The sequence below is a fragment of the Saccharibacillus sp. JS10 genome, assembly GCF_024436065.1.
Lineage (GTDB): Bacteria > Bacillota > Bacilli > Paenibacillales > Paenibacillaceae > Saccharibacillus.
Genome location: NZ_JANFNS010000005.1, coordinates 259,826 through 281,555, shown reverse-complemented (window position 1 = coordinate 281,555; position 21,730 = coordinate 259,826). Strand labels below are relative to the sequence as shown.

36 protein-coding genes and 1 pseudogene are annotated in these 21,730 nt (G+C 40.0%); 36 read left to right on the top strand and 1 reads right to left on the bottom strand.

Annotation, left to right across the window (positions count from 1 at the left end):
• The first annotated feature begins 12 nt into the window (after positions 1-12).
• From NOM90_RS16280 to NOM90_RS16130, 31 genes and pseudogenes are all read left to right on the top strand, one after another.
• Entirely contained in the window at positions 13-744 is a 732-nt protein-coding gene (locus tag NOM90_RS16280; protein WP_255943426.1) for a class I SAM-dependent methyltransferase, read from the top strand.
• A complete protein-coding gene (locus NOM90_RS16275) occupies positions 741-1,277 on the top strand; it encodes a GNAT family N-acetyltransferase (RefSeq protein WP_255943425.1) in 537 nt (178 codons plus the stop codon). Before NOM90_RS16280 ends, NOM90_RS16275 begins: the two co-directional genes overlap by 4 nt.
• Before the next feature lie 35 nt (positions 1,278-1,312).
• Positions 1,313-2,227 carry a phosphotransferase gene (locus NOM90_RS16270; RefSeq protein WP_255943423.1) on the top strand — a complete coding sequence of 305 codons (915 nt, stop codon included), beginning with the start codon at positions 1,313-1,315 and terminating at the stop codon, positions 2,225-2,227.
• 90 nt (positions 2,228-2,317) lie between these two features.
• Positions 2,318-2,841: pseudogene (locus tag NOM90_RS16265) on the top strand (DNA topology modulation protein).
• A gap of 53 nt (positions 2,842-2,894) precedes the next feature.
• Entirely contained in the window at positions 2,895-3,182 is a 288-nt protein-coding gene (locus NOM90_RS16260) for a hypothetical protein (protein WP_255943421.1), read from the top strand.
• 35 nt (positions 3,183-3,217) lie between these two features.
• Positions 3,218-3,772, top strand: a complete 555-nt coding sequence (locus tag NOM90_RS16255; RefSeq protein WP_255943420.1) for a GNAT family N-acetyltransferase — start codon at positions 3,218-3,220, stop codon at positions 3,770-3,772.
• 71 nt (positions 3,773-3,843) lie between these two features.
• Entirely contained in the window at positions 3,844-4,356 is a 513-nt protein-coding gene (locus NOM90_RS16250; protein ID WP_255943418.1) for an HIT family protein, read from the top strand.
• A 10-nt stretch (positions 4,357-4,366) separates the two neighbouring features.
• Positions 4,367-4,981 carry a hypothetical protein gene (locus NOM90_RS16245; RefSeq protein WP_255943416.1) on the top strand — a complete coding sequence of 205 codons (615 nt, stop codon included), beginning with the start codon at positions 4,367-4,369 and terminating at the stop codon, positions 4,979-4,981.
• Between the two features lie 63 nt (positions 4,982-5,044).
• Entirely contained in the window at positions 5,045-5,410 is a 366-nt protein-coding gene (locus tag NOM90_RS16240) for a hypothetical protein (protein ID WP_255943414.1), read from the top strand.
• A 20-nt stretch (positions 5,411-5,430) separates the two neighbouring features.
• Complete coding sequence (locus NOM90_RS16235; RefSeq protein WP_255943412.1) at positions 5,431-6,192, top strand: class I SAM-dependent methyltransferase; 762 nt, start codon at positions 5,431-5,433, stop codon at positions 6,190-6,192.
• 21 nt (positions 6,193-6,213) lie between these two features.
• Complete coding sequence (locus NOM90_RS16230; protein WP_255943410.1) at positions 6,214-6,723, top strand: GNAT family N-acetyltransferase; 510 nt, start codon at positions 6,214-6,216, stop codon at positions 6,721-6,723.
• Positions 6,724-6,784: 61 nt separating this feature from the next.
• Positions 6,785-7,279: a hypothetical protein gene (locus NOM90_RS16225; RefSeq protein ID WP_255943408.1), complete on the top strand. Its 495-nt coding sequence runs from the start codon at positions 6,785-6,787 to the stop codon at positions 7,277-7,279.
• Positions 7,280-7,328: 49 nt separating this feature from the next.
• Entirely contained in the window at positions 7,329-7,541 is a 213-nt protein-coding gene (locus NOM90_RS16220; RefSeq protein WP_255943406.1) for a hypothetical protein, read from the top strand.
• Positions 7,542-7,651: 110 nt separating this feature from the next.
• Positions 7,652-8,353 (top strand): tetratricopeptide repeat protein, encoded by a 702-nt coding sequence (locus tag NOM90_RS16215; RefSeq protein WP_255943405.1) that lies wholly within the window; start codon positions 7,652-7,654, stop codon positions 8,351-8,353.
• A 113-nt stretch (positions 8,354-8,466) separates the two neighbouring features.
• Entirely contained in the window at positions 8,467-9,036 is a 570-nt protein-coding gene (locus tag NOM90_RS16210; protein WP_255943404.1) for a hypothetical protein, read from the top strand.
• A gap of 15 nt (positions 9,037-9,051) precedes the next feature.
• Positions 9,052-9,741, top strand: coding sequence for a class I SAM-dependent methyltransferase (locus NOM90_RS16205; protein WP_255943402.1), 690 nt, complete (start codon positions 9,052-9,054; stop codon positions 9,739-9,741).
• A 59-nt stretch (positions 9,742-9,800) separates the two neighbouring features.
• The gene (locus NOM90_RS16200) at positions 9,801-10,511 is read left to right on the top strand and encodes a hypothetical protein (RefSeq protein ID WP_255943401.1); all 711 of its coding nucleotides are present in this window, start codon (positions 9,801-9,803) and stop codon (positions 10,509-10,511) included.
• Positions 10,512-10,531: 20 nt separating this feature from the next.
• On the top strand, positions 10,532-10,870 hold the full coding sequence (locus NOM90_RS16195; RefSeq protein WP_255943399.1) for a cupin domain-containing protein: 339 nt from the start codon (positions 10,532-10,534) through the stop codon (positions 10,868-10,870).
• Between the two features lie 201 nt (positions 10,871-11,071).
• Entirely contained in the window at positions 11,072-11,392 is a 321-nt protein-coding gene (locus NOM90_RS16190; protein WP_255943397.1) for a hypothetical protein, read from the top strand.
• A gap of 27 nt (positions 11,393-11,419) precedes the next feature.
• A complete protein-coding gene (locus NOM90_RS16185; protein ID WP_255943395.1) occupies positions 11,420-11,938 on the top strand; it encodes a GNAT family N-acetyltransferase in 519 nt (172 codons plus the stop codon).
• A gap of 4 nt (positions 11,939-11,942) precedes the next feature.
• Positions 11,943-12,449, top strand: a complete 507-nt coding sequence (locus tag NOM90_RS16180; protein WP_255943394.1) for an AAA family ATPase — start codon at positions 11,943-11,945, stop codon at positions 12,447-12,449.
• A gap of 5 nt (positions 12,450-12,454) precedes the next feature.
• Positions 12,455-13,012: a shikimate kinase gene (locus tag NOM90_RS16175; RefSeq protein ID WP_255943393.1), complete on the top strand. Its 558-nt coding sequence runs from the start codon at positions 12,455-12,457 to the stop codon at positions 13,010-13,012.
• Positions 13,013-13,031: 19 nt separating this feature from the next.
• Positions 13,032-13,574: a GrpB family protein gene (locus tag NOM90_RS16170; RefSeq protein WP_255943392.1), complete on the top strand. Its 543-nt coding sequence runs from the start codon at positions 13,032-13,034 to the stop codon at positions 13,572-13,574.
• Positions 13,575-13,590: 16 nt separating this feature from the next.
• Positions 13,591-14,115 (top strand): hypothetical protein, encoded by a 525-nt coding sequence (locus NOM90_RS16165; protein ID WP_255943391.1) that lies wholly within the window; start codon positions 13,591-13,593, stop codon positions 14,113-14,115.
• Positions 14,116-14,273: 158 nt separating this feature from the next.
• Positions 14,274-14,624, top strand: coding sequence for a DUF3817 domain-containing protein (locus tag NOM90_RS16160; RefSeq protein ID WP_255943390.1), 351 nt, complete (start codon positions 14,274-14,276; stop codon positions 14,622-14,624).
• Positions 14,625-14,799: 175 nt separating this feature from the next.
• The gene (locus NOM90_RS16155; protein ID WP_255943389.1) at positions 14,800-15,033 is read left to right on the top strand and encodes a DUF6199 family natural product biosynthesis protein; all 234 of its coding nucleotides are present in this window, start codon (positions 14,800-14,802) and stop codon (positions 15,031-15,033) included.
• Between the two features lie 31 nt (positions 15,034-15,064).
• Positions 15,065-15,814 (top strand): nucleotidyltransferase domain-containing protein, encoded by a 750-nt coding sequence (locus NOM90_RS16150; RefSeq protein ID WP_255943388.1) that lies wholly within the window; start codon positions 15,065-15,067, stop codon positions 15,812-15,814.
• Between the two features lie 74 nt (positions 15,815-15,888).
• Entirely contained in the window at positions 15,889-16,371 is a 483-nt protein-coding gene (locus tag NOM90_RS16145; protein ID WP_255943387.1) for a tetratricopeptide repeat protein, read from the top strand.
• A 66-nt stretch (positions 16,372-16,437) separates the two neighbouring features.
• Positions 16,438-17,025 (top strand): hypothetical protein, encoded by a 588-nt coding sequence (locus tag NOM90_RS16140; RefSeq protein WP_255943386.1) that lies wholly within the window; start codon positions 16,438-16,440, stop codon positions 17,023-17,025.
• A gap of 2 nt (positions 17,026-17,027) precedes the next feature.
• Positions 17,028-17,315, top strand: a complete 288-nt coding sequence (locus NOM90_RS16135; RefSeq protein ID WP_255943385.1) for a hypothetical protein — start codon at positions 17,028-17,030, stop codon at positions 17,313-17,315.
• A gap of 33 nt (positions 17,316-17,348) precedes the next feature.
• Complete coding sequence (locus NOM90_RS16130) at positions 17,349-18,128, top strand: MBL fold metallo-hydrolase (protein ID WP_255943384.1); 780 nt, start codon at positions 17,349-17,351, stop codon at positions 18,126-18,128.
• On the opposite strand, the gene NOM90_RS16125 is transcribed toward NOM90_RS16130, so the two are convergent.
• Positions 18,125-18,328 (bottom strand): hypothetical protein, encoded by a 204-nt coding sequence (locus tag NOM90_RS16125; protein WP_255943383.1) that lies wholly within the window; start codon positions 18,326-18,328, stop codon positions 18,125-18,127. The genes NOM90_RS16130 and NOM90_RS16125 overlap by 4 nt on opposite strands.
• Positions 18,329-18,420: 92 nt before the next feature.
• Here NOM90_RS16125 and NOM90_RS16120 point away from each other — a divergent pair, with 92 nt between their 5' ends.
• The 5 genes from NOM90_RS16120 (at position 18,421) to NOM90_RS16100 (ending at position 21,713) form a co-directional block, all read left to right on the top strand.
• Positions 18,421-19,053, top strand: coding sequence for a histidine phosphatase family protein (locus tag NOM90_RS16120; RefSeq protein WP_255943381.1), 633 nt, complete (start codon positions 18,421-18,423; stop codon positions 19,051-19,053).
• Positions 19,054-19,074: 21 nt separating this feature from the next.
• The gene (locus tag NOM90_RS16115; RefSeq protein ID WP_255943379.1) at positions 19,075-19,587 is read left to right on the top strand and encodes a tetratricopeptide repeat protein; all 513 of its coding nucleotides are present in this window, start codon (positions 19,075-19,077) and stop codon (positions 19,585-19,587) included.
• A gap of 127 nt (positions 19,588-19,714) precedes the next feature.
• Positions 19,715-20,431: a hypothetical protein gene (locus tag NOM90_RS16110; RefSeq protein ID WP_255943378.1), complete on the top strand. Its 717-nt coding sequence runs from the start codon at positions 19,715-19,717 to the stop codon at positions 20,429-20,431.
• Positions 20,432-20,630: 199 nt separating this feature from the next.
• Positions 20,631-20,792, top strand: a complete 162-nt coding sequence (locus NOM90_RS16105; RefSeq protein ID WP_255943377.1) for a hypothetical protein — start codon at positions 20,631-20,633, stop codon at positions 20,790-20,792.
• A 273-nt stretch (positions 20,793-21,065) separates the two neighbouring features.
• Complete coding sequence (locus tag NOM90_RS16100) at positions 21,066-21,713, top strand: FusB/FusC family EF-G-binding protein (protein WP_255943376.1); 648 nt, start codon at positions 21,066-21,068, stop codon at positions 21,711-21,713.
• The last annotated feature ends 17 nt before the right edge of the window (positions 21,714-21,730 follow it).

The window sequence follows — 21,730 nt, the reverse complement described above, 5'->3', positions numbered from 1 at the left end:
GCAGGTAAATAAATGATTCCATTGGTATACGATCAAGTAAATAGCTGGGGCAAAGACGATGAATTCTTTTTAGCCTTATTAAAGAAGATCAACGTTAAGACTTTAGCGGATTTAGGTTGCGGCACAGGGCGATTAACGACCCATTTTGCAAAAGAAGGTTATGAGGTTACCGCTATTGATCCACATGAAGAAGCAATTCAATACGCGAAAGCCAAAGAATCTCAGGGAGTTGTAAAATGGATAGTTGGCGATAGTGCGCAACTGCAAACCGATGCCTTCGAAGCCATCATCATGACCGCGAATGTCGCGCAAGTGTTTCTTACGGAAGAAAGCTGGAGAAATGTCCTTGCCGATGCGTACCGAGCTTTAAAACCCGGCGGCAGCTTTATTTTTGATACACGAAACCCATTAGCAAAAGCTTGGGAGCATTGGGCTTTGGACACTACACCTGATATCGCAAAAAACGCGTTGACTGGAGAGACTCTTGAGATCTGGACGCAATATGAAGGGTTTGTGGACGATATTTTTACTTTCTATGAAACGGTCAAAGTCGCAGATACAGGTCAAGTCCTCGTTCATGAAAAAATGGAACTAAAATTCAGAACAGAAGAAGCTATCTATGATTCGTTAAGACAAGCTAACTTTTCGCACATTCAAGTTTATGGAGATTGGGAGTTTGAACAAGCTACGCCACAAGCAAGATCATTCATTTTCCATGCTACAAAAGAAGGGACAAAATCATGAAACTGATCTCAAATAACTGGACTTCCCAAAGGCTGATTCTATCCGATCTAAAAGAAGAAGAAATTGCATCCGTGCAAGAGATTTACGAAACGAGTACATACATGAATCAATGGGATGGACAAACCTATAATCCAGAGCATATCAAAGACGGTTTCTTCAAAGGGAATCTACCTCCCGACGGGAAGTTGGAAAATTACAGCATACAAACCATTCGAACGAAAGAAGACGCCAAAATCATAGGAATATTGAGCATCTATCATGGGTATCCGTCTACGGATTCTATGTATTTTGAATTTTTATATATCGATAAGCGTATTCAAAAGAAAGGCTTTGGACAAGAAGTTATTCATCAATTTGTAGAAGAAACGAGATCTTTAGGATATAAAGAAATTCGGATTAACGTAGCTTTGAAAAATTGGGGAGCTTTGAAGTTTTGGATTAAATCTGGGTTCAATCATGCGAGCGGGATCTACGGAGATAACGAACATTCCGAAACGACTTACGCAAATTTAGAATTGGTAAAGATACTGTGACGGAAATCTTCGATTGCATAAGGGAGATAAAAGATATGGGAAGTTCGAATCAATGGGATGCAGAGTGGGAAGTATCGCAGGAATTGGCATGTCGATTAATAAGCAACCAATTCCCGGAGCTAGCTTCAAAAAGCGTGAAAAAACTAGGGTATGGATGGGACAATACGGTCTATCTTGTGGGAACTGAATATGTATTCCGTTTTCCGAGAAGAGAATTTGCTATACCTTCTTTGGAGATCGAGAAAAAGATACTGCCCAAGCTTAAAGACTATTGTTCGCTGGATTATTCGATGCCATTATTTTTTGGAAAAGCGGACTATGGTTATCCAGCACCTTTTCTAGGCTACTCCTATTTACCTGGCGATTTTCCGATCGGATTAACGGATAAGCAACGTGCTCTTTCGGCAACAACAATTGCTGTATTTCTTAAAAACTTACATACGTTCCCCGTGCAAGTCGCCTTAGAACATGGAGTTCAACAAGATCATAGAAATTTGACGGATATTGAAGAGCGTAAAAAAAAGATGTACACATTCCTGCCTAACGTTGCCCCTCATTTGAGCGAAGAAGAGTATTTGGCTTTAGTGAATTATTTGGAACAGCTTAGTATTCAAAAGGTTGAGCAAAAGCATACATTCCTTCACGGCGATCTTCATTTCAAAAATATGCTGGTAGATAAGAGCGGTAAAATTTCAGGCATTATTGATTGGGGAGATATCAACATCGGTCATCCGGCTTGCGACTTGAATATTGGATATAGCTTTTTACCTCCAGAAGCACGTTCAACTTTTTTCGACGTGTATGGAGAAGTGGATGAAGAAACAAAGATATTGGCACGATTGATTGCCCTATATATTCCCATGCTGATCATGATGCAGGCAATTAGCGAGGGCGATCAAAGATTGATAGATGAAGCGAAAGGGAACATCAAACGTGCTCTTGCAACTTGAATTCAGTTATATGATAAAAAGAGCTTTAATCCAGAACTTCTACTTTTTATGCGACTAGAGTAGGCGGAAAGGAGTCAAAAGGTACACAACATGAAAAAGATCGCGATCATTGGCTCAGGCGGATCAGGAAAATCGACTTTAGCTTTAAAATTAGGGCAGATCAGGCAACTTCCTGTTTTTCATTTGGATGCTTTGAACTGGAACCCGGGATGGGTGCCAACGCCAAAAGAAGAGTGGAACCGGTTGATGGAAGAGTTAGTCTTGCAAAAAGAGTGGATCATTGATGGCAACTACGGAGGAACGATGAACGTTCGCTTACGGGAAGCGGATACGATCATCTATCTGGATTATCCTACTTACATCAGCCTCTACCGAGCTATAAAAAGAACCTTTCATATAGAGGCAAGTCACGACCTGATATGGCAAATGGATGCGAAGAAAGAGTCGACCTTCAGTTCTTGAATTGGATATGGAGGTATAGGCGCGACAAAAGACCAGGTATATTGCAGATGTTGGAGAATTTAAAAGGAGAGAAAGAAGTCTATATTTTAACGTCTCCCAAGCAAACCCGTACATTTTTAAAAACCTTACAGGAAACGAAAAGCTTTTCGTGATATCCCACCTATGCTTCCGTCATACATTAAATCAAAAAGAACAGAGGAATTCTATGGCGATTTGCATCCGATTCAAGCTGCTTCAAACACATGACACTACAGCAGTCTATAGCTACGGCGATTGTTCGGAAAATTTGGAAGGAACCTTTGAATTGGATTTAGAGAAACTGATCGCGAGCGAACCCTCACTTGAGACCGATATGAAAGAAATCGTGAAAGTTCTTAAACCTTCTTTAAGCGAAACCAAAGATCAGCATCAAGCCAATAAAGCATTCAGTAAAATTTATAAACACTATAAAGAAACAAAAGAATATTTGTTGCATGGCGGATATTACGCATAGAGGTTACCCACCAACGACCGAAGGGATAGATTCGTATGATTACTCTTGAATATTTTGAACCTGCTGATTTTAATTCATTAATGGAATGGAGCGGAGATGAGAAGTTTTTGCTCCAATGGTCTGGACCTCAGTTTAAATATCCTCTAACCGTCGAGCAGTTAACTGATTATCTGGAAGGAGCAAACGATAAGCAAACTTCTAGTACATTCATTTATAAAGCAGTCGAACAACATACGAATGAACTTGTAGGGCACATCTCGCTTGGAAAAATAGACCGATCTAATCGATCAGGAAGAATCGGTAAAGTCCTGCTCAATCAAGCTCACAGAGGTAAAGGTTATGGAAAACAGATTATTGAACATGCCATTCGTATCGGATTCAACGAACTCGATTTGCATCGGATTAGCTTAGGCGTCTTTGATTTTAATACCTCGGCTATACAATGTTACGAAAGTGCGGGTTTCGTAAAAGAAGGATTATTTAGAGACGCGATAAGGTACAAAAATGAATATTGGAATCTGATCGAGATGAGTATTTTGGAAGAAGAATGGAGAAAAATGATCGATGACCAGAAGGGAACTTTCTTCTAAAGTAGCGGAGGAATTGGCTTTTTAATAATTATCAAAATGAGAACGTTACCAACCTACTCAGGAGGTTTATCATGCCGAGGCAAATTACATTACCGGACGGAAGAACGCTAGAAATCGAATGTGTAAGCTGCGCTTTAACAAGTGGTTTGATTGAGTCTACAGGCGGAGTCATTTACGAATCGGAAAACTTTCATGTGCATCAAGATATCGCTTACCCGATCAGAGGTTTAGTGATATTGGCTGCAAAAAGACATTTTTACTGCATGGACGAATTAACGGATGACGAGCAGACCGAATATATGTCGTTGATCCACAAACTAAGAAGCGAACAAAGAAAACAATTAGGCATTGAAAAAGTGTATTACTTTTATAACGAAGATACGACGCATCACTTTCACTTATGGATGGTTCCTCGGTATGAATGGATGTACGAATTCGGGAACTCGGTAGAGTCTTTGAGACCGGTATTGCTACATGCGCGGAATCATATGAATGACGACGAAAATATGAAAAGCGTCGAAGAAGGCGTTAGTTTGTTGAGAGAAAGTATGAAGGGGTTTGCGGGTCACGATACAGTAGGATAGGAGATCAATTATGAAAATCTTAATCGGTCAGCCGAAGTTAGAAAAAAGTTTGACGCAACTTGAAGCAGAGCTGATGAACAATCAACATGCCATCGATCTTGCGATCTATCCAGAAGGTTATCTAAATCAAAACGTGAAAGAAGCTTGTGCATTGGCGAAAGCTTACGATACCGCAATCATTTCAGGTCATAAAAAGCCTAAAGATCGAGCGATTATTATTAATCGAGTAGGTGAGATCAAGCTAGATCGCGCCAAATACGATGAATCTCCGATTGTTAAAGTAGAAGGAATACATATAGGTTTTATACTGTGCGATGAGTTAGTTCTACAAGGTCGGGAAAAAGTGCAAGGGAAGGAACTAGGCCTGATGATCCATCCGATTGGTGTAGGGATGTTTAGCGAAGCACAATTTGAGGAATGGATTAATACAGCTAAAAAGATCGCGGTGCAGAGTCAAGTGATGGTGATTGGGACAAGCCATAGCGATGGAGCTTTTAAAGATAGTAAAATATCGATTCCAATTGCCTATTGTATCGACTCGAAGGGTCAAGAAAAATTCGTGTTAAAAAATGATACGAGAACAGCCATATATAATACCGAAGCGGATATAGTCGAATACGTATAATAAGCAGATCGACTAATGCGTCAATATCTTACGAAAAATGAAACGAACTCTTTGAGGTGAAGTATGGGTGTAAGAAAAAAATACAAACGTAAAATCATACGTTCAAATCGGTTGTTTTATTGGTACGTCCAACCAGACTTTGACGACGAAGGGCTTAATAAGCTGCATATTATTTCTGAAGATAAAAACTTTCTGATTACTTATGAAGTGGGTCAGCATAACAATGAAAAGCAAAAACCGAATATAGTGATCATGGGAAAAGAATTTGAAGGCTGGATAGAAGAATATATCGGTTATAGACGAGTGTTAACGCCAAAATGGGATGATGGAATTATTACGCCAAAGCTAGTAGGAGACATCATTGACTGGTGTCTATCAAAAGATAAAGAAATAAAAATCGTTAATTGGAATGGAGAAATACAGGAATAAAGAATAGGAGTGATCGACACATGTACGACACATACGGCGAACTTTGCACAGAAGTATACGATTTGAGCAAACCACTTGGTTTTACATTTGGCGATGTAGAATTTTACTTAGATCGACTGTCCACTACTCAAGGAAAAGTGCTTGAAGTAGGCTGTGGATCCGGAAGAGTATTGATTCCTTTGCTTCAAGCCGGAATAGATATCGATGGATTGGATAACTCCGAAGCGATGCTGGAATCCTGCAAAAAAAGATGTGACAAGCTCCAGCTCCAGCCGAATCTTTTTAAAGCAGAGATGTACGATTTTTCAATCCCTCACAAATATGAAGCCATTATTATCCCCGGTGGATCTTTTCAGCTAATTGAAGGACGCGAGCAAGCAATTTCAGCACTACGTCATTTTAAGTCTTGTTTGCAGCCTAACGGAAGATTGATTTTGGACTTGTTTATGCCCACGGATTTCACTCCATTTCTGATTCAAACCAAATCATGGGACACTCCGAGCGATGAAGTCATTACACTTGAAGACAAACGAATCGAGTTAAATGTTCTGGAACAAAAAATAGTGTCGTTGTTAAAATACGAGAAATGGAAAAACGGAAAGTTAATGAAGACCGAGTTACAACGATTACCTCTAAGTTGGTACGGAAAATATGAATTTGATTTGATGGTTGAGAAGCTAGGATACGAAATTGTGATGAAGTCCGCTGATTACAAGCAAAATACAGAGCCTGAAAAAGCAGGGCAGATGATTACCTATGAGCTAAAGCAAGTTGGGGAATAAATTAGAAAGAAGGGTTTATCAATGTTTTACATTAAAAACGTGACCAAAGAAGACGTTGAAGCGTACTGGAAATTAAGACTAGAAGCATTGAGAACGAACCCAACAACATTCGGAGCGTCTTATGAAGATTCTCTTCAAACTCCGATGTCTGACGTATTGCAGCGAATCAAAGACGAGCCTGACAATTATATGTTAATGGCTTTTACAGAAAAAGACAAAGCAGCTGGGATGATCGGATTCCGAAGAGAACTAGGCATTAAATTTAAACACAAAGGAATCATCTGGGGAGTCTATGTAGCACCCGAATATCGCGGTATAGGAATTGCACAAGGTCTATTAAAAGAAGTCATCAACCGAGGGAAAGAGCTAGAAGGTCTGAAAAAGATTAATCTATGTGCGGTCACGACGAACCAAGCTGCGATCAACCTCTATAAAAAGTTAGGATTTGAGATCTACGGAACCGAGAAAAATGCTTTGCAGTATGAAGGACGAGAATACGACGAAGCGTTGATGGCTTATTTTTATGAGTGAGTTCGGAAAAAAGGTAAGTCATCTGTAAATTCAGTATTCTACTCCATATGGAGGTGAAACTATGAAATATCTCGATATGCTTCGCATGAATCGTTCCAGTACGCAAGCTGAAATCGAAAACATTTTAAAAAGAAATGCTGTACAACCTGTAGGAAACGGCTATATTGATTTGATTGTTACGGACGAATATATTGAAAGCTTTTTAACAGACTTAACGCAAGCTAATATTATTGTTGAGTCTATCAGTTGGTGGTGTCATTGCAAAAAGTATACAACAAGCAAGAATGGATATGTTTCTGGGATGGGCGGACCGAAAAGTCATTATTTTGAAGGATGGTTTAGCGAAATGCAACTCCCTCTATATACGATTAACGAAAAAGAATTAGCAGAAGTTGATCAATCAAATGTTATCGAGAAAGTGAAGACGATTAATGATCGAGTTAGGATTCATTTAAGAAGTCTAAAGCATAAAGAGTTCGGAGCTTCTATTATTCCAGCACTATGGCTGTTTGTTCCTGAAGAGTGGGATAGGGATGATAATGAGTTTACCAAATAGATCTACGCTCAATCTCCAGCTTTTGAGTAAAGAATCGAGAGGTGCATTTATGAACATGAAATTAAACAAAGAACAAGTAATCTCACTCATCGAAAAGATCCAAAACAGCGAAGGAACCGAACAGGAAATCGATGATAAGATCGAGTTACTTAAGAAAAATGTACCTGATCCTAACGTATCTAATTTGATATTTTGGAGCGAAGAAGGATATAGCGCTGAACAGATCTACGAAATGGCGATGAGTTACAAACCGATCGTCTAAACTCAATGCTTAAAAGAAGAGGATATTGAAATTGAGGGTGTAGAAAACGTGTATAGAGTTATAGAACGACAACTTGAAGTTTGATCATTGCTAATACAGAAAGGACAACAATGACCCTTCAAAAAAAGAAAGCAGCCGAGTTAAATAAAAAAGCCTTGAAGCTCTGTGAGGAATCAAAATTTGATGAAGCGATGAGTTATTTCTTAGAAGCGTTACGCTTGCTTCCAGATCATCCGACTCTTTATTACAACATCGCGAACACACTAGCTGAACAAGATCTTCATGAAGAAGCGATCAGATTTTTTGATCAAGCGATTGAACTAGAGCCGAATAATCCTAAGTACCTCTACAACAAGGCGAATTCTTTTTCTCGTTTAGGAAAGTCGCTTAAAGCGATTGAGTTATATGAAGCCGCTATTCAAATTGCACCTGATCTTAGTTCTGCATATTTTAACAAAGGTAATGAATTGAAAGAATTAGAACGATTTGACGAAGCTTTGTTCTCCTACAACGAAACGATTAAACTAAAGCCTGATCATGCAGCTGTATATTTTAATAAAGCTATTGTATGTACAGAGCTTAACCAACGTCACGAAGCAATCAAAAGTTATCAAAAGTACATCGAACTCGTGCCTAATGACGATCAAGCTCATTATAATTTGGGGAATATTTTTTACGAACAAAATGAATTACAAGAAGCCTTGAAAGAATTCGATCAGGCAATTCTGTTAAATCCAAATGATCCAGATTATTATCATAACCGAATTATCGTCCTAACAGCGCTTAATCAAATAGAAATTCCAAAAAACTGAGGAACGCCATGAAAAAGCTAAAAGCTTTATCCAGATGCTATTACATAGGTCTAGCCATCGATTAGATTAGTAGAGTTCAAAGGGAAACAGTCTGACAAAAAGGAGCTTTATCAATGGAGTTCAGCTACAAACTTAACAGTATAGGATGGGCTGACGTTCATCTGAAAATCGGAAAATCAGAAATATATATGTCTCCAAGTTACTTATCCGAGCCGTTGATAGATTTGGTAAGATCGATCGAAATCTTATTACCTGAATGTACGCCAGAAGACGAAGTTAAAAAGTCAATTGAATTTGAATGGGATTCGGAACCTGCTATTCACAATTGGAAGATAGAAAGAAAATCGGAAGAACAAATTCAAATTGTGATCACTTATTATGAAGATGGAATAAAAAAAAATTCTGGGCAAGTTGAATTTCAAGAAGTATGTGATCTAAATATGTTTATTTTTAAAATTGTAAACATCTTAGAAGATCTATTAAAGAATCATGGGCTTGTGGGATATAGAAAGCAATGGTACGCGCAGGATTTTCCGATCAGCAGCTACTTACAACTGAAATATGTTCTAACTCATCAAGCCGAATTCCCTTTAACTACAATTAACCCGAACGAATGGAACCAACGAATCGATTCGAAACTTACAGAAGAACTTAGGCTGATTAATCAAGTTTTTGAGTTATAGAATGGAGGTTTTTAAATGTCAGAAGAAAATACGGTTTATGCCACGCAGTCTGAACAATACGAAGCGATGATTAGCCGTCAACCCAATTTAGCTCATGTGATTAACGAAATCAGACCTTTTAACAATCTAGACGTACTGGATTTAGGAGCGGGATCGGGAAGATTGTCTACGGTATTGGCTCCGGCAGCGAAGTCTCTGATTTGCAGCGATATTTCATCTTCAATGTTGGATATACTCGAACACAAACTGACCAATGAGAACCAAACAACAAACTGGAAAACCGTAGTCTGCGATCACAGAAAACTGCCTATACCCGATAGCTCTATCGATCTGGTCGTTTCCGGTTGGAGCATTTGTTACTTGGCAAATACATATGAGAGCGATTGGAAAGAAAATCTGGATCTGATCATGGCGGAGTTAGAGCGAGTTTTGAAACCTAACGGTAGCATCATCATATTCGAGACAATGGGAACCGGATACGACACGCCAAACCCTCCTGAATTTCTGACGTCGTATTTCTCTTTGCTAGAAGAAAAGTATGGTTTTCAAAGTCGTTGGATCAGAGTCGATTATACGTTTGATAGCGTTGAAGCAGCGGTAGAACATACAGAGTTTTTCTTTGGAGAAGAAGTCGTGGAAAAGATCAGACAGCATCAATGGGCTACGGTTCCAGAGTGTGCAGGGATATGGTGGAAGCAGATATAACAACCTAGTCTGTGAATACGATTTGAAATATTTGAAGTTCAAGTTTGGAGAGGATCTCAATGTTGGTCGAAAAATTCGAATTCATTCCTCGTGAACAGGGAACTTTTTTGCTCAAATTAAATGGACATGTGGTTGCTGAGAATTTTTATAACTTGGAAGCTGAGTTTGAACCATTCATCCAAATCGATGTTTGCAGTCATTGTCATCATCCAGGTTGCTCCGATGACGGTTTTATTGAAGTTTTGAATTTCGATCATTATGTGGTTTGGAAAAAGTCGCTAGATGCCAAATCTGCTTCGATTCATCGTGACTTTCAATCACCTTCAACGTTTGATCAAGGAACCCTATTTTGGGCAAAAGAAATGTATATCGAATTGATAAACGTTGTTCATCAAATGAACAGAAGTACAATAGGCTGTTGGGGTACAGTCGCTACACTTATGGATCTACAAGATATGTGGAGACTTGAAGGTGCTCAAATATGTAGCCCAGAAACCGATCATAACCTTTCGATAGAGCAAATCTACGAAAAAAGGATAGGGCTTTATCATGTAGACCTGTCTGAGAAAGAATGCGAACATATTTTTGAAGAAGCTACTCAGCATATAGAGTCAGGGACTCGCTATGAGATTTTTGAAATCAATTCTACGATGAAACCAATTGTTATGATGTTTGATACGTCTATGTATATAGAATGGCAAACAGTATACCTGACAGACAACGGAGTATTGTATCCGCTGGGGAATGACTTGGCTGTAAAGATAAGCTAACTAGGAAAAGGATGATTTAGATGATCAGCAAACAAAACGCAGAACATTACATCTGGGGCAATAACTGCGATGGCTGGCGACTTGTAAACGAAGAAGGTCGAAGTATCATTCATGAGAAAATGCCACCCGATACAAGTGAAGCCAGACATTTTCATCAGTACTCCAAGCAGTTTTTCTTTGTTTTATCGGGAACGATGGTTTTTGAACTTGACGGAGTCGAACATATTTTGAATCAACAAGAAGGTATCGAAGTTCCACCGACAGTACCGCATCAAGCCATGAATCAATCCGATAAAGATTTGGAGTTTCTCGTTATCTCTCAACCGAATACCCAAAATGATCGAGTGCTAACGGAATAATTAAAAGTTAAGAAGATCGGATTAACAACCACAAGAAATGAGGAATCTGTAATCAAAGAAAAAGCAAACATCAAACCACTCTATGTAATAGCATTATTCATTCTAATTCTCACAGTTACTTCGCAATTCACTCACAAGTTTGATCATCCTCAATCTGTAGTGAATCGCCCCATTCAAAAAGAACGAATTTCGAGTGCACAAATGACCAAAACTAATTCCCTATGGGATCAAGCTCAGATTTATTTTATAGACGTGGAGCTTCAGCAAGAACAAATCGAAGCAATTGTGAATTGGATGAATAGTACACCTGCACATGCAATTACGATCAGAGATCACACGCCTTCGGATATCGTCGCTGGTATTGTATTTAGACTTTCGTCTAACAAAGAAGTGCGAATTCAATATGATTCAGAGAATATTTATGTGACGCGAACTGATTTGAAGTCAGAAGGCGTAAGATACTCTATTGAACAACATCAAATAAAAGATTTCTTCGATCAACAGTTAAGTAATTCAATATGATCGATAGAATCAACAAAGGAACCCAACATGAACCTAACGATTCGCAACATCACCGAAGCAGACCCAGTGATTATCTCTAAAGCTTTCGAAGAACAAGGCTGGTCGAAGCCAGTTGCTCTTTATGAAAAATACGTTACGGAACAGAAAAACGGCGAACGAGTTACATTAATAGCTATACGTGACGGAGAGTTCGCTGGCTATACAAACGTGATTTGGAACTCGGACTATCCAGCTTTTAACGAAAATCGTATCCCCGAAGTAAGCGATTTGAATGTCTTGATGAAATACCGAGGACTAGGCATTAGCTCGAAATTGATGGATGCAGCGGAAGAAATCATACGCGAAAGATCGTCAATCGCGGGAATCGGCGTCGGGACCTTCTCGGATTACGGAGTTGCTCAAATCTTATATGCGAAACGCGGCTATGTTCCAGACGGAAAAGGGATACATAATGGGCAAGCGTATGTGAAATACGGCGATCAAGTGGTCATCGACGATGATATCGTTTTGTATTTGACGAAAAATTTATCTGAAAATGGAGCATGATTTTATGGAAACCAAACAACCTTTATTCATCGTAACCGGTGCAAGCGGCTCAGGAAAAACGTATGTGATCCAAGAACTGCGCAAGCAAATGCCGGATTTCGATATTTTTGATCCCGATCATCTTGTTGAGTTTCTAGGGCATGATTGGGGAAAAATCAGAAACGTATGGCTTCGGGTCGCACGAAATACCGCTGAAAGCGGACGAATGACGATCCTATGCGGAACCATGATGCCGTGGGATATTGAAAAATGCCCAGACTTTTCGTACTTTAGCCACGTCTATTATATGAACTTACATTGTAGCGAAGAACATCGCGAGAGCCGTTTGCGTGCCAGAAATTGGTCGGACGAAGATATCGAGACTCACAAAAACTTTGCGAAAAAGCTGCTGGAAATTGCCGATGAAGCCTACACCCCGCCTATGCCGACGATCGACACTTCAGAGACGGATGTCACGGAGGTCGCTTCGCAGATTAAAGTGTGGATAGAAAACATCATCAAGAAAGGTTGATTCCAATGAAGTTCGTCATGATTTTTGGTCCGCAAGCAGTAGGCAAGATGACCATCGGCTACGAACTTACGAAAATCACAGAATTAAAATTGTTCCATAACCATATGACTATTGAGCTTTTTCATCCTTTATTCGGTGCGAGTAGCGAGACTTGGAGATTAACCGATCTAGTGAGACAAGAAGTATTTGAATCGTTCGCAAGCAGCGATCAGTATGGGCTTATCTTTACGTATGTCTGGGGATTTGATCTTCAAAGCGATTGGGATTTCGTCGATCAGACTTGTGCTATTTTCGAGAAGCAAGGCGCAGAAATTTATTTTGTGGAGTTGGAGTCGCCGATTGAAGAAAGACTAAAGCGAAATACCACAGCATTCAGACTGGAACAAAAACCAACCAAAAGAAACGTTGAACGCTCAGAATCCGACTTAATCCAAACGATGAATAACCATAGACTCAATTCGCAAGAAGGAGAAATCAATCGGAAAAATTACTTGAGAATCAATAACGCGGATCGAAGCGCCGAGGAAGTTGCAAAATTAATCAAAACCGAATTTAAGTTGTAAAAAGGATAAGGAGACTGCAATGACCCAACCGGACCCAGTTGTCATCGAACCTTACAATGAAGAATGGCAAAAAGCATTTCATACTCTAGAATCGATCCTATCAACTAAACTAGGCGCTCTAGCTTTGCGCATCGAGCATGTCGGAAGTACGTCCGTCCCGAATCTTGCAGCCAAACCGATCATCGACATTGACGTCGTCATTGAGTCTACGGAGCAGCTACCTCAAGTCATTGAAAAACTAAACGCACTCGGATACATACACGAAGGGAATCTAGGGATCAAAAGTAGAGAAGCTTTTGCCAGAAAAGATGCGTACGTCCCTTACAGTCATGACGGCGATATGAAATACGAACACCACCTCTACGTATGCGATCTAGAAAGCAGTGAACTCAAAAAACATCTTAAATTTCGGGATCTACTAAGAGAACATCCTTCATTAGTAGAGGAATACAGTACGTTAAAAAGCGACTTATCTGCTGCATTCCGAAATGATCGCCAAGCTTATACGCAAGGGAAAACAGAGTTTATCACGAAAGTCATGAATACATCCAACATCGATTAATGGAGTGAACTCAATCATGGAATTTAACAAAGAAAAAGACCAACTCATCATCGAACCCGGCATCGGAATCGGAAAAGTAAAATTAGGCATGACTCAAAGCGAAATAGAAGAAGCTGTCCAATACTACAAAAAGAATTACGAAGCAGGCACGAATTACTTTGATTTTTTCGAGCACTCTTTCAAAGTCGAATATGACGCTAACGGAAAAGCGGAATTTATTGAAATTGTAGCGGAATTCGAAGACTTTTTTGAATGCACTTGCTACGGACTTCACGTGTTTAAGACAAAAGCAGATCAATTGATTTCAGCATTAAATGAAATCTCAAAGTATTCGCAAGATGTGAGCGACGAATATCAGTACATTTTTGGAGATATCGGATTAAACTTATGGCGTCCTTCCGTCTTTACCGAAGAAACGAGGCAAGAAGATTGGTTCCAAGAAATGTCTCAGGAGAATCAGGAATTAGAAATGCGTTACTTTTATTTTCAGACCGCTGCCGTGCATTCTTATGAGGTTTCGCGTTATAAAGATTTTATTTGATCCCAATTCCCTTCTTATACCTAACCTTACATATGCGGCGCTTTAAAGTTGAGAAGTGTCTAAATTATCCGTTAAAATAGAAGGATAGGACGCTTGCGCAAGCGAATCGGTGAGCATTACCGCCGTTTACGCAAACGCCTTTAGATCAAAGGGAGGTTATGGGCATGGGTACGGTATTGGGGAGATTTAAAGTCGTGGGGATTTTGGAAGGGATTTCGTTTTTGCTGCTGTTACTGGTGGCGATGCCACTGAAATATGCAGCAGGCGTCGATATGGCGGTCACGATTGTAGGTGCAGCGCACGGGGCATTATTCGTCTTGTACATTTTGGCGGCGCTCCATGCGTTTATCCGGTTGAAATGGAGTCTGACAAAGCTCTTTTGGGCGTTGGTGGCTTCCGTACTTCCGATTGGTACTTTCGTTTTCGAAGCGCATCTAAACAAAGAAATACAAGCAGGACGTATGTACAGTTCACCGGAAGAAGCAAGTCAGGCAAGACGAGCGAGCTAGATCGAAGTCTATACGCGAAAAGACTCAGGAACCTCAAGATGGATCAGCATCTGGAGGTTCTTTTTTATGTTCCGACAAGGTTCCCAAAATTCTACGATGATGATAAGCTGAAAGATAAACCAAGTTTCCTAATATTAGGATGTGCGAATACATAAAATGAGGAAAGGATAAATCTATGGCTGAAAAAATCTTGTTAGTTATTTTCTTTATTCCGTTCCTCGGTTTAATGACATGGAATATATTCAATCCAAGAGAAAGTCTGTTATGGGGAAAAAGATGGATGTATAAAGAAGAACCCGAGCCTTCCGAAGGCGCTATTCGTTATATTCGGGTGGCTTCGATTGTTACTATCGTCTTCCTTTTAGGTTTATTGATTCTTTTATTAGGAGCGCCGTTAGGAGAACGATAATTGTAGACCAAGCATACAGGAGGAAAATGACATGATTTTAGAAAAAGTCATTCCAGAACTTCATATCCAACAAGAATATCAAAGCCTTGTCGATCAATACATCCAGCAAATCGTAAACGAATTTGAAGATCACATTCATAGCGTATATATGTGCGGTTCGATTCCAAAAGGAACGGCAACCCCTTTCAAATCCGATGCCGACTTCACGATTGTATGTGCAAATCCGCAAGATATTGACCGGGAACGATTATCTCAAATTACAGAAAAGCTGCTGGAACGATACCCACTGATCACTAAGATCGATACGACGATTTGCTCCATAGACGATGTCCATCACAGACCTAACGATTGGGGATTTTGGATTAAAGTCATCTGCATATGCGTGCATGGGGAAGACATCGGAGAGCAAGTGCCGCCGATCGTCATTTCTCCAAAATTTGTTTTAGAGCTTAATGCGGATACGCCAAAAGAAATCGATCGATTTCGACGTCTACTTTCTACGCCAGAGGGTATCGCAGCGAAAACTCGGTATATCAAAGGCTATTCCAAACGACTACTACGCGCCTTGTATTCATTGGTCTTGAAAGATACGGGCGTATGGGAAGACGATATGCTAAAAACAAAAAATGCCATCATTACCTACAGCGAGTTCGACCCTTCTCTTGTGAATAATTTGTATGAATATTACTTAGACAGCGATCAGGATGTCGAAAAGTTTTTGAAAACTGCGGATAAGGCGTATCTGCATTTTGAGCAAGCGCTAGCTGAATTACATAATTAATTTTAATAAAGCGTCAGTTTATCGCATGATCCTAAATTAAACGATGTTGAAAATGAAGGAAAAGGAGAATATCTGTGAATTCCTTAGAAACGGCAATCGAACTTAGAGAAGCGGGACATTTAGAAAAAGCCCAATCGTTATTGCTTGAGCTAGTGAAGCAAGAACCAGCCAATCCTTCCGTGTGGTACCAGTGCGCTTGGGTTCATGATGTGTTGGAGCTAGAGAAAGAAGCGGTACCTTTTTACGAAAAGGCGTTAGAACTCGGACTAGCCGACGATGAGAAACAAGGCGCGTTATTGGGCCTGGGAAGTACCTACCGAACTTTAGGGATGTACGACCAAGCCCAATCCCTATTTGAAAAAGCCATCGAAGAATTTCCGGATCGTAACGAATATCGGGTTTTTTATGCGATGGTTTTGTACAATCAACAGAATTTCAACGAAGCGATGTCTATCCTTTTAAAGCAATTAGCACAAACCAGTACAGACCCAGGAATTCAAACTTATAAAAAGGCAATCACATTTTACTCGGAAAATTTGGATCGAATTTGGGATTAAAAGAACCCAACTTTCGCATCGGCTGAGACGTTGATGAGGTAAACCGTATAAGGAGAATCACCCATTATGAAAAAATTATACTTATGGCTCGTGATCGCGATTTTGCTTCTTCTCACAGCCTGCCAATCTTCGACCGAAGAGAAACCGATCTTGGAAGAAACAACAGATTTCGATTTAACCGCTGCCGCTGAGATGATCAAGCCCAAAGAACAACTTATCCTCGATATCGCTGCCAAAGAAAAAGTATCCAAAAGCGAATACGATAAACTCGGACAGTCTTTAGAAAAACAATTCGGTAGCCGTGGATCTGATCTATTAAGTATGATTTTTATCGAAGACTTAGATGTTGGACCTGAAGTGGATCGATCGGTCAATCCCGATACCTTTTACCCAACAATCTTGCACGAAGGTGTTGAAGTTACGAAAGCCACAGAATACAAAAGCGAGTTTGAGACCGATTTATTCGACGAACATATCTTAACGATCCGAGAAGAATATATCGGCGATGATGAACGTCTAAAGTCTTGGAATCGCGAGTATATCTTTAAAACAAATGAACAAGGAAAATGGGAGTTTAGTGGATTTAGCGGAGTGCTAAACCTATCTGGCGATGAGTACAATTGGAATTATTTGAAGTTGAAAAGGGGAGCATGATCATGAAATTTTTTTTCGAAGTTGGAGAACAGGAACGGCATCTCATTGAATTTCAATTTAATCAGATATGGGGCAACTTAAGTATTAAAGTCAATGGCGAAGATTGTATTAAAGATTTTATCACAGCGTCTCTTGAACTCGTCAAAACGTATCGGTTCGAAGTCGGCTACCAAGAGCGGCATGATATCAGAATCGATAAAATAAGAAAGTTATTCCTTGCCGGATTCCGTAAAACAAAGTATGAAGTATATGTCGACGGTGTTTTTTTCAAAGAATACGAAGGTAGGTAAAAAGATTTTATCCGTTAAAAGGAGCTTTTATGTATGAATTCTTATTCATGGTTTACTGTTGAAGAAATCGACTCGACTACCTTTGCAATCAGTGAATACGGGCATTGGGAAAAAGTTCATTCTTATCTGGTTATAGGTACAAAATATGCAGCATTAATTGATACCGGAATAGGTATAGGCAATATCAAAACAGTCGTAGACCGATTAACTTCTCTCCCTATAAAAGTGCTGACGACTCATGTGCATTGGGATCATATTGGCGGACATGGATTGTTTGAAGAAGTGTATGTTCACGAATCCGAGCAATCTTGGTTAGAAAAAGGAATACCTGGGCTTCCGATTGAAGTCATTCGACGAGATGTTATCCGAGATTTATCCCAACCTTTACCGCCTGATTTCGATATTGAACAATATGTACCGTTTACAGGCAAACCTACTGACGTAATGAAAGATTCTCAATCCATGGATCTAGGAAATAGAATTTTGACTTTCTTGCATACTCCGGGGCACTCACCTGGACACCTTTGTTTTTATGAAAAAGACCGCGGCTATTTATATACAGGAGACTTAATTTATAAAGGAACGTTGTTCGCTTTTTATCCTTCCACCGATCCGCTATTATTGGTGCAATCGATACAAAAAATAAACGCCATCGAGTATGTAACCAAAATTTTACCGGGACATCATGAATTAAATCTGGATCGGACTTTCATCGAAAAACTAAATCAAGCAGGTCAAGGGCTATTAAGCAAAGAATTAGTCAAACATGGCACAGGTATACATGATTATGGGGATGTAAAGTTTTATTTCTAATCTTTATTGTCTACATTCTCTTTTTCATTTTTATCCGAAACTTGGTCATTAATATTAAGCAAAATCCCAACCATAATAGAGCCAAATACTAAAAAAGATGTAGCATTGGGACCGTCTAAAAACCCCATGTTAAACATACCCAATAGCCAATTAAGTAGTATGAATCCAATAAAAGAACCTGCAATATATACGAAAATCATAGGTATCACTCCTTATCTACTTTTTATTAAACGTTAGCAGATGTAGTCTGTCTATTGTTTTCCATAATAAACCATAAAAAAAGTACCTAAAAATGAAAAGACAACAATTAGATGAAGCAATGCAATTGCGCGAAGAAGCAAGAGACGAGGGATTAATCGATATGGAACTCATATTTATCCGTCATGGGCACGGCGAACATCTAAGTAACTATCCGCATCGCTTACATACTTTACACCCCGGTCTAACTCAGCAAGGGAAGGATCAAGTGCAAGAGCTGCGTCAAAGAATAGAAATCGGACCTCAAGATGTTATTCTAGTCAGCCCTATGAAACGGACGATAGACACCGCGCTTAAGCTTACAAATGAACATCGCTTCATCGTGACGCCTTTTGTCGGTCCAAGAATGTTTCCGCAAAACCCGGAATATACCGAACTATTATGTGATCAAATCTACACTGAGCAAGAAGTTTTAGCTTCTTATTCAAACATCGCTCTGCTGGATTTCGATACAGAATGCTGGAAGACAGGGATCAACAAAATTCCTCAGGCTCAATTTGAAGTCTATGCTACGCAACTATTGAATTGGATTCGATCTCGGTATGAAAAAGCTTTTATCATCTCTCATGACGGGACGATCACTAAATATCGAACCGTACTTGGAGAAACCGATTTGACGCGAGACGATTTTTTGGGAGAAGCAGGCATATATAAAATAAATATTTAACGTGCCGAAAAGGAGATATTTATGAAAAGACAACAATTAGACCAAGCGATACAATTGCGCGAAGAAGCACGGGCTAAACAAGATCAAGAAATGCTGACTCAAGTTCGTGACATGCTGCTCGATCTAGCGGCGACGTATCCCGAAGATGCCGAAGTCAACTACCAGACGGGAGTCGCACATGACAATTCGGGGATGGGCAAAGACGCGATTCCGTTTTACGTCAAAGCGATTGACCTCGGATTGTCGGGATCAGATTTGGAACGAGCGCTTCTTGGGCTTGGCAGCACATACCGATACCTAGGATTTTATGAAGAAGCGGAAGCTACGTTGCGGCGCGGCGTGCAGGAGTTTCCGAATCATCGAGGGCTTAAAGCTTTTCTAGCGCTTGCTTTGTATAATACAGGCAAATATGCAGAATCGACCGAGATTCTAATGACTCAATTGCTAGAGACGACTTCGGATGAAAAGCTGCAATATTTCAGTAGACCGCTTCAATATTATGCCCAGCATCTTGACGAGAAGTTAGAACCGTAAAAGGAAAGATGATGAAATCAAAAAGCGAGGTCGAGAGTAGAAAATGTTAGAGTCGCTATTTACGTTTTACCGGAAAAATATAACGACGTATCAGCTTGTTTTTCGGTTTATGAGGATATGGTATATTTTGTTGCAGGTTTCTTTTCTAGTGTTCTTACTCTCCAGTTATGTATCAGTACTTGGTGGATTAATTGCTTTGCTTTTTAAAGAATTTTTGATGTTTAAAATAGGGTTTTCCGGTTGGATAGGGTCAGTTACGTTATTTATCTGTTCAGTGTGGGGATTAAACATTAAAGCAAAAAAGGTTTTGGAGCAACAGTATGGAATGTTACCAGCAAAAGGGATATGGAGAACGTCAGAGTATAAAATATTTCAAGCTAATCTGTTAAAAAGCTATTTAAAAACTCATCATTTATATACGGATGAGAAAATAAAGTTACTAATTGAAGGACATGAACAAGAACTTCGTCAAAACAAATATCCGGTACTTCTCAACTCCGGGATCGTAATCTCACTTTCAGTTCCGTTATGGATACAGTACCTAACGTTTTTATTCAAAACTGTGACAACACTCGAAGAAGCGACAATTATATTTATGACCGGGTTTTTATTTGTCTTTGCTGTTATAGGAATGGTTGGTTTCACGCAATATTTTTTAGGGGAGTTGCCTGACGCTTTTCTATTCGGCGAAAGAGTACATCGCAAAGCCCTGATCGAACATCTCCAAGACGCAAGACTCCGTTTCCAAAAAGAACAACCTTCTCTTCACGAAAAACCCAATTCAAGAAACATTCGAACGGTCTCACCTCGTATCATCGGCAAACGCCGCAACTCCAGAAGATAATCCATTCCACCTACTCGTTCAATTTGTAACCTATCCCATAACGAAAAGGAAGTGCCTTATGCTTGGCTGCTTCATTCTCTTACTTGGTGGTTTCACTTTTGTTTTGTCCTTTTTTATTTTTTACTTTATGTATTTGTTTGTAGGCGAGTTTGTTTTCGATCCCGTGAGTGTGTGGTTAGGTGGGAAATCCTTAGAAGTTATGCAGTATGGTCTTGTAACAGCACCCGTGCTAAGCTTTTTTACAGCATTGATTCCGACTATACTCATTTTGCGTCAACAAGCTTCAGATCAACAAAACAAAGCCGAAGCGGAAAAAGCAGAAATCCAACCGCGAGATCCAGATCTGGACGATCCTTTCTAACCCGCCCCCCAAACATTGTCTCGCCGCCTTTCAACTGCTATACTTCCCGTATATCATTTGTACTGGGGGTTATACCGTGGCAACTTGGATCGCACCGGATTGCTCGTTTATCAAGACAGCCTTACGCGAAGCCTAATTAGGGGAAGACTTTGTGTAGGGCGATTGCGAGAGTTACATTCAATCGACCCCGAAGCGCAATCACGCTGAACCGTCATAGATTCCGTAGGCTTTGCACCTTATCGTCCAACCATCATAAATAAGGGGCTGAAAGTCATGCAAAATTACACACCGTTTATTCATAACCATCAATTGAACGTGATCAAGAAACAAGCGAACTTCCTGCTCAAAACACTCCGCAGCGTAGCGGATCGAATGGTATTGGAGTCGGTTCGGCAGACCGCGGTAGCTAAAGTGCTGGACGTATTCGACGAATTGACTGCTGAGCAGAAGCAACTGCTGGAGCAGTTAGCAAGCCAAGAAGAAGCACAGCATGTGCAAAATTATTTGGATTCGCTAGAGCCGTATCTATTGCCGTTTCCCGAAGTAACCGCGAAGCAAGCGCAGAAATTGTTCCCGAAAACGAAAAAGTTGAAGTTGCCCGATCTCGAACGATTGGATTACGCGCATACGACGTATCTGAGATGGGTCGATCAGGCTACGAATCGTCTATATATCGTGTACGAGCAAGGCGAACAATTTGTCGGGATCGAAGGGCGAATCACGCCAACGAACAAAAAAGGCTTCTGCATGTTTTGCAATCGACATCAGGAACTCGGATTTTTCAACGTCAAGCTCAAAGGCAGTTCACCGGATAATCTGTCCTCAATCGGTCAGTATATCTGCATGGACGACGAAGCTTGCAACCATAGCATTACCGACAAAGCGCCACTGGAAAAGTTTTTATCTTCCGTTGCCAAATAACAGCGCACGTCAAAAAA

Excerpts from the sequence above, each read along its gene's own strand:
- NOM90_RS16215 (WP_255943405.1), top strand. The coding sequence starts at position 7,652 with ATGACCCTTCAAAAAAAGAAAGCAGCCGAGTTAAATAAAAAAGCCTTG.
- NOM90_RS16165 (WP_255943391.1), top strand. The coding sequence starts at position 13,591 with ATGGAATTTAACAAAGAAAAAGACCAACTCATCATCGAACCCGGCATC.
- NOM90_RS16170 (WP_255943392.1), top strand. The coding sequence starts at position 13,032 with ATGACCCAACCGGACCCAGTTGTCATCGAACCTTACAATGAAGAATGG.
- NOM90_RS16105 (WP_255943377.1), top strand. The coding sequence starts at position 20,631 with ATGCAGTATGGTCTTGTAACAGCACCCGTGCTAAGCTTTTTTACAGCA.
- NOM90_RS16180 (WP_255943394.1), top strand. The coding sequence starts at position 11,943 with ATGGAAACCAAACAACCTTTATTCATCGTAACCGGTGCAAGCGGCTCA.
- NOM90_RS16205 (WP_255943402.1), top strand. The coding sequence starts at position 9,052 with ATGTCAGAAGAAAATACGGTTTATGCCACGCAGTCTGAACAATACGAA.
- NOM90_RS16185 (WP_255943395.1), top strand. The coding sequence starts at position 11,420 with ATGAACCTAACGATTCGCAACATCACCGAAGCAGACCCAGTGATTATC.
- NOM90_RS16130 (WP_255943384.1), top strand. The coding sequence starts at position 17,349 with ATGAATTCTTATTCATGGTTTACTGTTGAAGAAATCGACTCGACTACC.
- NOM90_RS16100 (WP_255943376.1), top strand. The coding sequence starts at position 21,066 with ATGCAAAATTACACACCGTTTATTCATAACCATCAATTGAACGTGATC.
- NOM90_RS16125 (WP_255943383.1), bottom strand. The coding sequence starts at position 18,328 with ATGATTTTCGTATATATTGCAGGTTCTTTTATTGGATTCATACTACTT.
- NOM90_RS16200 (WP_255943401.1), top strand. The coding sequence starts at position 9,801 with ATGTTGGTCGAAAAATTCGAATTCATTCCTCGTGAACAGGGAACTTTT.
- NOM90_RS16280 (WP_255943426.1), top strand. The coding sequence starts at position 13 with ATGATTCCATTGGTATACGATCAAGTAAATAGCTGGGGCAAAGACGAT.
- NOM90_RS16250 (WP_255943418.1), top strand. The coding sequence starts at position 3,844 with ATGCCGAGGCAAATTACATTACCGGACGGAAGAACGCTAGAAATCGAA.
- NOM90_RS16175 (WP_255943393.1), top strand. The coding sequence starts at position 12,455 with ATGAAGTTCGTCATGATTTTTGGTCCGCAAGCAGTAGGCAAGATGACC.
- NOM90_RS16195 (WP_255943399.1), top strand. The coding sequence starts at position 10,532 with ATGATCAGCAAACAAAACGCAGAACATTACATCTGGGGCAATAACTGC.
- NOM90_RS16230 (WP_255943410.1), top strand. The coding sequence starts at position 6,214 with ATGTTTTACATTAAAAACGTGACCAAAGAAGACGTTGAAGCGTACTGG.
- NOM90_RS16190 (WP_255943397.1), top strand. The coding sequence starts at position 11,072 with ATGACCAAAACTAATTCCCTATGGGATCAAGCTCAGATTTATTTTATA.
- NOM90_RS16240 (WP_255943414.1), top strand. The coding sequence starts at position 5,045 with ATGGGTGTAAGAAAAAAATACAAACGTAAAATCATACGTTCAAATCGG.
- NOM90_RS16120 (WP_255943381.1), top strand. The coding sequence starts at position 18,421 with ATGAAAAGACAACAATTAGATGAAGCAATGCAATTGCGCGAAGAAGCA.
- NOM90_RS16160 (WP_255943390.1), top strand. The coding sequence starts at position 14,274 with ATGGGCATGGGTACGGTATTGGGGAGATTTAAAGTCGTGGGGATTTTG.
- NOM90_RS16245 (WP_255943416.1), top strand. The coding sequence starts at position 4,367 with ATGAAAATCTTAATCGGTCAGCCGAAGTTAGAAAAAAGTTTGACGCAA.
- NOM90_RS16275 (WP_255943425.1), top strand. The coding sequence starts at position 741 with ATGAAACTGATCTCAAATAACTGGACTTCCCAAAGGCTGATTCTATCC.
- NOM90_RS16135 (WP_255943385.1), top strand. The coding sequence starts at position 17,028 with ATGAAATTTTTTTTCGAAGTTGGAGAACAGGAACGGCATCTCATTGAA.
- NOM90_RS16115 (WP_255943379.1), top strand. The coding sequence starts at position 19,075 with ATGAAAAGACAACAATTAGACCAAGCGATACAATTGCGCGAAGAAGCA.
- NOM90_RS16155 (WP_255943389.1), top strand. The coding sequence starts at position 14,800 with ATGGCTGAAAAAATCTTGTTAGTTATTTTCTTTATTCCGTTCCTCGGT.
- NOM90_RS16140 (WP_255943386.1), top strand. The coding sequence starts at position 16,438 with ATGAAAAAATTATACTTATGGCTCGTGATCGCGATTTTGCTTCTTCTC.
- NOM90_RS16225 (WP_255943408.1), top strand. The coding sequence starts at position 6,785 with ATGAAATATCTCGATATGCTTCGCATGAATCGTTCCAGTACGCAAGCT.
- NOM90_RS16210 (WP_255943404.1), top strand. The coding sequence starts at position 8,467 with ATGGAGTTCAGCTACAAACTTAACAGTATAGGATGGGCTGACGTTCAT.
- NOM90_RS16270 (WP_255943423.1), top strand. The coding sequence starts at position 1,313 with ATGGGAAGTTCGAATCAATGGGATGCAGAGTGGGAAGTATCGCAGGAA.
- NOM90_RS16255 (WP_255943420.1), top strand. The coding sequence starts at position 3,218 with ATGATTACTCTTGAATATTTTGAACCTGCTGATTTTAATTCATTAATG.
- NOM90_RS16260 (WP_255943421.1), top strand. The coding sequence starts at position 2,895 with ATGGCGATTTGCATCCGATTCAAGCTGCTTCAAACACATGACACTACA.
- NOM90_RS16150 (WP_255943388.1), top strand. The coding sequence starts at position 15,065 with ATGATTTTAGAAAAAGTCATTCCAGAACTTCATATCCAACAAGAATAT.
- NOM90_RS16220 (WP_255943406.1), top strand. The coding sequence starts at position 7,329 with ATGAACATGAAATTAAACAAAGAACAAGTAATCTCACTCATCGAAAAG.
- NOM90_RS16235 (WP_255943412.1), top strand. The coding sequence starts at position 5,431 with ATGTACGACACATACGGCGAACTTTGCACAGAAGTATACGATTTGAGC.